Source organism: Pseudophaeobacter sp. (assembly GCF_039971195.1).
In the GTDB taxonomy this organism is placed as follows: Bacteria; Pseudomonadota; Alphaproteobacteria; order Rhodobacterales; family Rhodobacteraceae; genus Pseudophaeobacter.
This window is the reverse complement of the sequence record NZ_JBDWPJ010000078.1, coordinates 1-9756: the sequence shown is the minus strand read 5'-3', so window position 1 is coordinate 9756 and position 9756 is coordinate 1. Positions and strand designations below refer to the sequence as shown.

Here is a 9756-nt window from a genome sequence, read left to right as displayed (position 1 = left end):
GGATCAGGCAAACAGCTCATGAGCCAGTTCCAGCGCCTCGACCAGGGTGTCGACCTCGGCCTTGGTGTTATACAGACCAAAGGAGGCTCGGCAGGTGGCGGTGACACCGAGATGCTCCATCAATGGGCCAGCACAGTGGTGTCCCGCGCGTACAGCAACACCTTTTTTGTCAAGGATGGTAGAGATATCATGCGCATGGGCTGCGCCCTCGAGGGTGAAGCTAAAAATCGCAGCTTTATCAGTCGCCTGCCCCTGAATGTTCAGCCAGTTTAACCCTTTGAACTTGGTCACGGCATAGTCGCGCAATTCTGCCTCATGGGCGGCGATACTCTCCATCCCCAATGCCATCATATAATCCAGCGCAACGCCAAACCCGATGGTCTGCACGATGCCAGGCGTGCCCGCCTCGAACTTCATCGGCGGATCATTGTAGATCACGGCGTCTTTGGAGACCTCGCGGATCATGTCACCACCGCCCATGAAGGGACGCATCTCTGCCATGCGGTCGGGATGCACATAGATCGCGCCAGACCCTGAAGGACCGTATAGTTTATGGCCGGTGATAGCATAGAAGTCACAGCCCAGATCCTGAACATCCACTGGCATATGCACCGCGCCCTGCGATCCATCGACCAGAACCGGTACGCCCTTGGCATGAGCGCCTTCCGTCACGGCTTTGACATCCACAACGGTTCCCAACACGTTGGAACATTGCGTCAGGGCTACCAGTTTGGTCTTGGGCGTGATGGCATCGATCACCGCCTGCGGGTCCAGACTGCCATCTGCAGCGGTATCCACCCATTTAATTACCACGCCTTGCCGTTCACGCAGGAAGTGCCAGGGAACGATATTTGCGTGATGCTCCATCACCGACAGGATGATCTCATCCCCGGCCTCAAGCCGTGGCATGGCCCAGCTATAGGCCACCATATTGATGCCCTCTGTGGTGCCCGAGTTCAGTATGATATGGTCCTCATGTCCGGCATTGAGGAACTTGGCAATGATGCCCCGCACGCCTTCATATTTTTCCGTGGCCAGATTGGAAAGGTAGTGCAAGCCCCTGTGAACATTGGAGTACTCCTGCGAGTACGCCTGATTGATCGCATCAATCACCACCTGAGGCTTCTGCGCGGAGGCCCCATTGTCCAGATAGGTCAGTGGCTTGCCATTGACCTCACGTGACAGGATGGGAAATTCACTGCGGATTTTTTCGACATCATACATTTGTAGGCAGTCCAGTATTGGCAGGGCCAAAGAGGCCGTCAAGAAAGAGCATGGAAAAGAACAACACAATTGTTGCCATCAAAACCACGGCAAAGGCATACCAGAGGGAGGCAAACCCATGGGCTTCGTTTACAAAGTTCAACAGCACAAAAAACATAACAAGGCCAATCACAAGGAAGACAATACTCCCAAACGTCGGCGAGGCCAGCAGCGCGGCTATACCGCCTGCCATAACCACCAACTGAACCAGTTGATCCCAGACTAGCAGCGACAACATCGGCATGAACCGCGCTGTGCCTCCTATCAAACGTCCGCAATAGGTCAGCAGCGCAGCAAAGCCGACACTGCGCAGCGCAGACAGGAACAGCGACAGTCCGGGATGTTTGGGAGACAGACCGAACATAGCCAAATCACTGGACTTGGTGACGTAGAGCCCCAATGCTCCAAAGAACAGTTCGTTCAGAACAATGGCCAGGAATAGCCCGGTCCAGATGGCCTCATGCGGCCATTGACGCAGCAGGATCGTACGCGCTGCCACCCCTGGCTGACGCAAGGTCAGGACCATAAAAGACCACAGAAAGCTCATAGCTGTACCTGTGTTTTGGCCCAATAGCCCTGGTAAAGACCGGAGATCCAGAACCAGAGGAAGGCGGTGAACCACAGCCCGCCAATCAGGTTCAGCTCGGTTCCGGGACCAATCATGCCCGCAACCAACCCGTTCAGCAGCATCAGTGGGCTGGCCGCGAGAAAGGACCAGAACAGAGCTAGACGGGCGGCATAGGCCTCTCCTTTGCCACGCAGGACGCTGGCGATGAAATGGGTCATCAGTGCCAGGGTATAGAGCGCCAGAGGTGCCACAAAAATGATGCCAAACAACGCGTTGCTGAGCAACATTGTCTGTTCTTGCCCGGTCAGATGCGCCTCACGGGCCAGGCTGGGCATACGCGAGATGAACATCAAGGCGCAGCCGGCCATCAGGATCGCTAAGAGTCGGTCCTCGCGCGGGCCCATCTCTAGGAGCCGCGCAAAAACACGGCGCGGCCCCCTATAGGTCGCCAGGATATCGCTGGTAACCGCCATTTAGCGACGCCGCGACAGCCAGCCTTCGAGGCGGGCAACGATGGCTTCGGCAATCTCACCGTCCTCGATCTCTTCCACCGCTTCCGCCAGGAAAGCCAGAGTCAGCAGATCGGTGGCCTCCTCAGTCGGAACCCCGCGCGAACGCAGGTAAAACAGAGCCTCCTCGTCGATGGCACCAGTGGTGGAGCCATGCGAGCAAATCACGTCATCGGCGTAGATTTCCAGCTCAGGTTTGGCCAGGAACTGGCTGTCATCGTCCAGCAGCAACGATTGGCTGATCTGATAACCATCGGTTTTCTGAGCGCCCTCCTTGACCAGGATCTTGCCCTGAAACACGCCAGTGGCGCCATTGCGCAGCACTTTTTTGAAAACTTGACGACTTTCGCAATTCACCGCGTCATGGGTGATGAACACAGTGTCATCGTGGTGGAAATCACCGTCGCCAACACAGGCACCCGCGATATGGGCAATAGCATCATCGCCCAGCAGTTCGAGCACTGCCTCGTTGCGGGTTAGCACGCCATTGACGGTGAGCGTGAAACTCTTGAACTGGGATTCAGTGCCAAGACGCGCAAACATATGGGTTGCGGCACGGCGCTCGTGATCGCGGCCCTGGGCCCGGACCAGATGCAACTTGCCGGTATCGGCAATGTCGATCTCCATGCATTTGTTGAAGCGCGAGGCGGCGGGACCATTTTCCAGAATGGTGGCTTCGGCATCTTTTTCCACCCGGATCACGTGATGCAGGATAGCGTCAGAGACCTCGTCAGAATGCACATAGATCAGATTGATCGGCTTGCTGGGTTTACCTGTCACATGGATGGCAACGCCATCACTGGCAAAGGCCGTGTTCAGGGCAGCCAGGGGACGCGCTACAGGCGACTGTCCGCGCGCTTCCAATACACCGTACAGATCCTTGGCCCAGTGGATGTCCCGACTGCAGATATCAGCGATGCGGTCGATCTGCACCCCCTCAAGGCTGAGGTCATCCGAAGCCGCTTCATCATAGACGCCATCGACAAAAACGATCCGCAAACGATCGAATTCATTGAACATTGGCTCTTCTTCGGTGGAAAACACCGTGGCCTTGCTCGCCTCGACGGCGGTCAAGCTATCCGGACGGGTGTATTTCCAATATTCGTCACGACGTCCAGGCAGGCCCAGGGTCTGCACCCGCGCCAAGGCCGCCTGACGCGCCAGAGCAAGGCAGCCGCCCTCGGGCAGGCTCAGCGCCGCCAGCCGCGCCTCGGTGGCACTTTGTTTCGCTTCAGCCAATGCCATCTCAGGACACCTCCGCCAGAATACCGGCGTAGCCGTTGTTTTCCACTTCGAGCGCCAGCTCTGGACCACCGGTTTTTACGATCTTGCCATCGGCCAGAATGTGAACAACATCGGGTTTGATGTGGTCCAACAGGCGCTGATAGTGGGTGATCACCAGGAAACCACGACCTTCGTCGCGCAGGGCGTTGACGCCCTCGGCTACCAGTTTCATCGCATCAACATCAAGGCCAGAATCGGTTTCATCCAGGATGCACATCTTGGGCTCTAGCATGGCCATCTGCAGGATTTCGTTACGCTTTTTCTCACCACCAGAGAAGCCAACATTGACCGGGCGCTTCAGCATATCGGCGTCGATCTTCAGATCTTTGGCCTTGGCGCGGATGGTTTTGAGGAATTCAGCCGCTGAAAGCTCCTCTTCGCCGCGGGCCTTGCGCTGCGAATTCACCGCGGTGCGCAGGAAGGTCATATTGCCAACGCCGGGGATTTCTACCGGATATTGGAAGGCCAGGAAGACGCCCAATGCGGCACGCTCTTCGGGCTCCAGCTCCAGCAGATCTTCGCCCGCCAGAGTGGCACTGCCATCGGTGACCTCATAGCCATCGCGGCCAGAGAGAACATAAGACAGTGTCGACTTGCCAGAGCCATTTGGCCCCATGATCGCATGTACCTTGCCGGCCTCGACAGTCAGGTCCAGCCCCTTCAGGATTGCCTTGTCCTCGTCTTCAAGTTTGACGTGCAGGTTTTTGATTTCGAGCATTTTTTCCTCGTCTCTATTGTCTGGGCGACCTAGTTGGTGCCTGTGTTTTGTTCAGCGCGCAGGCGCGCAGGAAAGCTGTTACGCAGATCAGCCTGAGCCCGGGCAATGCCCGCGCCATAAGCCAGCTCTGCCGGTTGTTTGAGGTTTCGCGCCTGGGTTGGGATCTGTTCCCAAGCCAGCGGTGAAATGAGCGCGCGCCCTACCGAGGCGGCGTAATCGTAATACTTCAGATGTCCCTGATCGCCGGGCGACACCCAGGTCGAAGGAACGCCATAGGCATCTGCCGAGATCAGCCCATGCAGCGAGGCCGCAAAGATATGGGCGCAGGCGCTGATCTGGTGGCAGACGGATGCCGCATCCTGGCGCGGATCAATCAGCAGGAAATCTTCACTTTGACTGGCAAGAGATTGAATTTGGGCATCTTCCATCTGGCTATGATGCGGCACCAACCCGATTTTATGGGTCTTAGACGGAGCGGGGTCAAAGACATCCGCAACCAGCAGCCCAGGGTCGCCAAATTGATCCGTCTTTTGCCCGAGCAAGGCCGCGCTGATTGGTCCACGCAGCAAGGCGATCTCGACATTGCTCAAAAAGTCTCGCGAAATCGCATGCAGCAGCCCAGAGCCCCAGACAACGGGACTATGGGCATAGACCTTTGCTTCAGAAAGCTTACGACGGGCAATCTGAAGGATGGAGCCAATGGCAAAAAGATCCGCCTTGCCAGCCCCGACATGCACCACCTCACGGCCACTCAGATGCGCAACGACGCTGGCCGAAAGCGCATCACCAAAATTTGGCACCGCCTTCCACCAGAACAGCCGCAGGGGCGCGTTATGAGAACTCGCGAGCGTCATGTTCAGCCGATCACCACCGCTGTACCGCTGGCCGAAACCATCAACATCGAATTACCGACGACCTCATAGTCAAGGTCAACGCCGACCACCGCATTGGCACCTTTTTCGCGGGCGCGGTCTTCCAATTCGGACAGCGCGGTTTCGCGCGCGTCCTGCAGTTTGCCCTCATAGGCGCCAGAGCGGCCGCCAACGATATCGGTGATCGAGGCAAAGACATCGCGCACCACATTGGCACCCATGATGGCCTCACCCACGACGATGCCCTTATATTCAGCGATCTGGTAGCCTTCGACAGAGGGAGTCGTTGTGACAATCATTCTAGTTTTCCGTTCCTGCGAGTGTATTGTCTTCCTCTTCAGCACTCATCGAAGCGCCTTTTTGGCGGGAGGCCATTTCTGCATACCGCTTAGAGGTTGGGGCCTTGAACCGCGCTTTAAGGTCTTCCAACTGGTCTTTGTCGACAATCAGATGGTTCTTGTTGCTGCGATATTGTTGGCACACATTCAAAGTGGCATAGCCTACCTCCTGGACCCACTCCTGAAACGCCTCCTCGTTTTCATTGTCCACCTCGATCATGATGATCGGGCGGCAGCGGCCCAAAACGCCGGAAAGACCAGAAATCACTTTTATTTCCATACCTTCCACATCGACCTTAATGAAGTCGGGTTCAACCTCATCCAACAGGGCATCCGCACGATAAACTTTGAGATCCCCCTCTCCGGCCAGCATCTTTGCGCCGCCCAGGTTGCGACGGCGCCTTTCCATGGCAAACCCACCAGAGAGTTCATCCGAAAGGCCGATCCCCAGCATCGAGAAATCCACCCGATCTCGCAGCCCATTCACCAGCATATTGTTGATCAGAAGATCATAGGCCAACCGATTGGGTTCAAAAGGAATGATCCGACCCGCTTTCAGGAATAGGCCGGCAAATAGGGAGTGGTTTCCTACGTTTGCGCCAATGTCGACAAAGGTGCCCCCTTCGGGAAACAACGGGATCAGAGCCTCCAGTTCATCAAGCTCGTAAAAGGTACCCTTGCGATGATTGCGTTGAATCGGGTCCTTTGCCTTGTTCACACAAAAGCTGACAGGCTGACCCAAAACTTCACTGTGGATCAGCGACAGCGGGCCGCTTTCCAAAACACGGCCAAAGGCAAGTTTTTTGCCGTGGCGTGTCAGTTCTGGCTTTTGGTCATCCATGTCAAACAAACCTTTGGTGTTTCTAGGAAAGAGCGATCCAGGGGGTGGATCAGCCCACCGACCCTTCCAAGGAGATGGCGACCAATTGCTGGGCTTCCATGGCAAACTCCATGGGCAGCGCCTGCAAAACGTCCTTGCAGAAGCCATTGACCACCAGGGCCACCGCCTCTTCCTCGTCCATGCCGCGCTGACGGCAATAGAACAGCTGGTCGTCATCCACCTTGGAGGTTGTCGCCTCATGCTCCACCCGGCTCGAGTTATTCTTGACCTCGATATAGGGCACCGTGTGGGCGCCACATTTGTCGCCGATCAACAAACTGTCACATTGGGTGTAGTTACGGCTGTTCTTGGCCTTGGGGTGCATCGAAACCAACCCGCGATAGGTGTTCTGTGCCTTGCCGGCAGAGATACCCTTGGAGACGATCCGGCTCTTGGTGTTCTTTCCCAGATGCACCATCTTGGTACCGGTATCGGCCTGCTGCATGTTGTTGGCGATGGCGATGGAATAGAACTCGCCCTGACTTTCGGCACCGCGCAGGATGCAGGAGGGGTATTTCCAGGTCACGGCAGAGCCGGTTTCCACCTGGGTCCACATGATCTTGGCGCGATCCCCGCGGCAATCGGCACGTTTGGTCACAAAGTTGTAGATACCGCCTTTGCCGTTTTCATCACCGGGATACCAGTTCTGTACGGTAGAGTATTTTACTTCGGCATCTTCTTCGATGATGATCTCAACCACAGCGGCATGCAGCTGGGCAATATCACGCGCAGGTGCAGTGCAGCCCTCAAGGTAGCTCACATAGGAGCCCTTGTCGGCAATGATCAGAGTGCGTTCAAACTGGCCGGTGTTTTCCGCGTTGATGCGGAAATAGGTCGACAGCTCCATCGGGCAGCGCACGCCTGGCGGGATATAGACAAAAGAGCCATCTGAGAACACCGCCGAATTCAGGGTGGCATAGAAGTTGTCGGAAACCGGAACCACGGTGCCGAGGTATTTCTTGACCAGCTCGGGATGTTCCTTGATCGCTTCCGAGATCGAACAGAAGATCACGCCGGCCTTTTTCAGCTCGGCCTGGAAAGTAGTGCCAACTGACACCGAGTCAAACACCGCGTCTACAGCCACCTTGCGGCCCTCGGCTGGCATATCCTCTGCACCTTCAACGCCGGCCAATATCATCTGCTCTTTCAAAGGGATGCCGAGCTTCTTGTAGGTTTCCAGCAGCTTGGGATCGACCTCATCCAACGATTTGGGCTTTACTTCCATCGATTTGGGACGGGCATAATAATACTGGTCCTGAAAATCGATTTCCGGGTAGTCGACCATGGCCCAGCTGGGCTCTTCCTTTTGCAGCCAGCGCTCATAGGCCTCGAGGCGCCAGTTCAGCATCCATTCGGGTTCGTCGTTCTTTTCAGAGATCAGGCGAACGATATCGGTGGTCAGCCCCTTGGGAGCATATTCCATCTCGATCTCGGTTTCCCAGCCGTATTTATATGTGCTGACTTCGGCCACCGCATCCACGGTTTCCTGGTCAACACCTTCCTTGACTTGGGTCTGGTCCAAAGCGGCCATGATTTTCTCCTACAGTCACGCCACGCGGGCGCGGTGTTTCTTATGCTTTTGAAGCCACGTCTCGGTAAAGCGCAGCACTTGATCTTCGGTTGTCTCCGGCCCCAACGAGACGCGCAGGGCGCCTTGGGCGGTTTCTTCGTCAATTCCCATCGCGGTCAGCACCGAACTGGTGCGCACCTTGCCACTGGAACAGGCTGACCCAGAGCTGACGGCAAAACCGGAAAGGTCCATTTGCATGACTTGCGTCTCTCCTTTCCAGCCAGGCACCATGAAACAGGAAGTGTTCGGCAGGCGCGCAGAATCTTTGCCCGCGAAAATAAGCTCTGGAGCGCCAGCCACAAGGGCTTCTTCCATCAGGTCGCGCAGCTTTTGCACCCGTTCCCAGGTGCCATCTGCCAATCTTGCCGCAGCGGCCTCTGCAGCAGCGCCGAATCCAGCAATACCGATAACATTCTCAGTGCCAGAACGGCGCCCCATTTCCTGACCACCGCCGCGGATTCTTGCCTCAAGGTCGGTGCCGCGCGGCATCACCAAGGCGCCAATGCCTTTGGGGCCACCCAGTTTGTGAGCAGAGACCAAGGCCATTTGCGTGCCAAGCCAGTTAAAGGCGATCGGAAGTTTGCCAAAGGCCTGCGTCACATCGCTGACCGCCAGTCCCTGTGGCAGGGTCTGGATGATGCCGGTCTCAGCATTGGCCAATTGCAGGGTTGATTTTGCAGGGGTCGCTACTGTCACCTGCCCGTCAAAAGAAACCGGAAGGTCTGTATTCGCCCAGGCCTTTACCGCACTGTGTTCAATCATCGAGCCTTGCAGATCTCGACCCGCAAGGGCCAGGGCTGCCCCCTCGGTGGAGCCAGAGGTGAAGATCACATCGGCGCCATCCGCCCCAAGCGCAGACGCCACCTGAGCGCGGGCGCGTTCGATCACAGCCTTGGCGGAACGTCCCTCTGAATGAACCGAGGATGGATTGCCAAAGTGATCCATCGCGGCAATCATCGCCGCGCGGGATTGCCGCGAGAGCGGTGTGGTCGCGTTGTGATCGAGGTAAACGCGTTTCATGGAATCACCTTTTGGATCTTGAGACTGCCAGTCATAGCAAGCGTGTTTTGTGTCATGTCCGGATTATTCCGCGTCGACAACCGAGAACAGCCCCGGCACCGCCGGACAGGGGGCCAGGTCGTTCTGGATCACATCCGACAATCGGGTCTGGTGCAAAAACACATAGACATGCGCGCTGAGGCTCTCCCACAAACGGTTGGTGAGGGATTGAGCCCGGCTGCCACTGGTGGCGCCTGAGGCGCCAGCGCCCTTATGCATGGCATCTACGGTTTCATCCACGGCGCTCAGGATATCAACCACCCGGATCTCTGAGGCCGGACGTGCCAGACGGTAGCCGCCGCCCGGGCCGCGCACCGAGGCAACCAGTTCCGCGCGACGCAGTTTCACAAAGAGCTGTTCCAGATAGGGCAGTGAGATATTCTGCCGTTTGGAGATATCCCCTAGCACAACCAGAGCATCACCCGGTTGCAGCGCAATATCGGCAAGTGCGACCATCGCATAACGGCCTTTGGTAGAAAGCTTCATCTTTCCAACTCTCCAAACATCTGGTCAAGACGCGAAAACATTGACCTCAACCGCCTGAGTGCGTATCTCAGCGTGACGGTGCAATGCAATGGCCTGCGCCAGCAATTAGAATTGTTCTAAGATGACTGATGGAATTCGTCAACTATTCGCGGCGATCTTTGAACCCCCAGACAGGGACACCCATGCCCGAGGTTATTTTTCCCGGACCC

General features: G+C 56.6%; 11 protein-coding genes. All 11 read right to left on the bottom strand.

Going from position 1 to position 9756, the window contains the following annotated elements; all coding sequences use genetic code 11:
- Window positions 1–3 precede the first annotated feature (3 nt).
- The 11 genes from ABJP42_RS06945 to iscR all read right to left on the bottom strand — a co-directional run bounded on the left by ABJP42_RS06945 (window position 4) and on the right by iscR (window position 9547).
- The gene (locus tag ABJP42_RS06945; RefSeq protein WP_348339604.1) at window positions 4–1224 is read right to left on the bottom strand and encodes a cysteine desulfurase; all 1221 of its coding nucleotides are present in this window, start codon (window positions 1222–1224) and stop codon (window positions 4–6) included.
- Window positions 1217–1810 (bottom strand): YIP1 family protein, encoded by a 594-nt coding sequence (locus ABJP42_RS06940; RefSeq protein ID WP_348339603.1) that lies wholly within the window; start codon window positions 1808–1810, stop codon window positions 1217–1219. The genes ABJP42_RS06945 and ABJP42_RS06940 overlap by 8 nt, the downstream gene beginning before the upstream one ends.
- The gene (locus ABJP42_RS06935) at window positions 1807–2304 is read right to left on the bottom strand and encodes a YIP1 family protein (RefSeq protein ID WP_348339602.1); all 498 of its coding nucleotides are present in this window, start codon (window positions 2302–2304) and stop codon (window positions 1807–1809) included. Before ABJP42_RS06935 ends, ABJP42_RS06940 begins: the two co-directional genes overlap by 4 nt.
- A complete protein-coding gene (locus tag ABJP42_RS06930; RefSeq protein ID WP_348339601.1) occupies window positions 2305–3585 on the bottom strand; it encodes a SufB/SufD family protein in 1281 nt (426 codons plus the stop codon).
- A gap of 1 nt (window position 3586) precedes the next feature.
- Window positions 3587–4342 (bottom strand): Fe-S cluster assembly ATPase SufC, encoded by a 756-nt coding sequence (gene sufC, locus ABJP42_RS06925; protein ID WP_348339600.1) that lies wholly within the window; start codon window positions 4340–4342, stop codon window positions 3587–3589.
- A gap of 29 nt (window positions 4343–4371) precedes the next feature.
- On the bottom strand, window positions 4372–5196 hold the full coding sequence (locus tag ABJP42_RS06920) for a polysaccharide pyruvyl transferase family protein (protein WP_348339599.1): 825 nt from the start codon (window positions 5194–5196) through the stop codon (window positions 4372–4374).
- A gap of 2 nt (window positions 5197–5198) precedes the next feature.
- A complete protein-coding gene (locus ABJP42_RS06915; protein ID WP_348339598.1) occupies window positions 5199–5513 on the bottom strand; it encodes a heavy metal-binding domain-containing protein in 315 nt (104 codons plus the stop codon).
- Between the two features lies 1 nt (window position 5514).
- Window positions 5515–6393: an FkbM family methyltransferase gene (locus tag ABJP42_RS06910; RefSeq protein WP_348339597.1), complete on the bottom strand. Its 879-nt coding sequence runs from the start codon at window positions 6391–6393 to the stop codon at window positions 5515–5517.
- 49 nt (window positions 6394–6442) lie between these two features.
- Window positions 6443–7963, bottom strand: a complete 1521-nt coding sequence (sufB, locus tag ABJP42_RS06905; RefSeq protein WP_348339596.1) for a Fe-S cluster assembly protein SufB — start codon at window positions 7961–7963, stop codon at window positions 6443–6445.
- A 15-nt stretch (window positions 7964–7978) separates the two neighbouring features.
- Window positions 7979–9022, bottom strand: coding sequence for a cysteine desulfurase family protein (locus ABJP42_RS06900; RefSeq protein WP_348339595.1), 1044 nt, complete (start codon window positions 9020–9022; stop codon window positions 7979–7981).
- A gap of 63 nt (window positions 9023–9085) precedes the next feature.
- Window positions 9086–9547 (bottom strand): Fe-S cluster assembly transcriptional regulator IscR, encoded by a 462-nt coding sequence (iscR, locus tag ABJP42_RS06895; protein ID WP_348339594.1) that lies wholly within the window; start codon window positions 9545–9547, stop codon window positions 9086–9088.
- Between the last annotated feature and the right edge of the window lie 209 nt (window positions 9548–9756).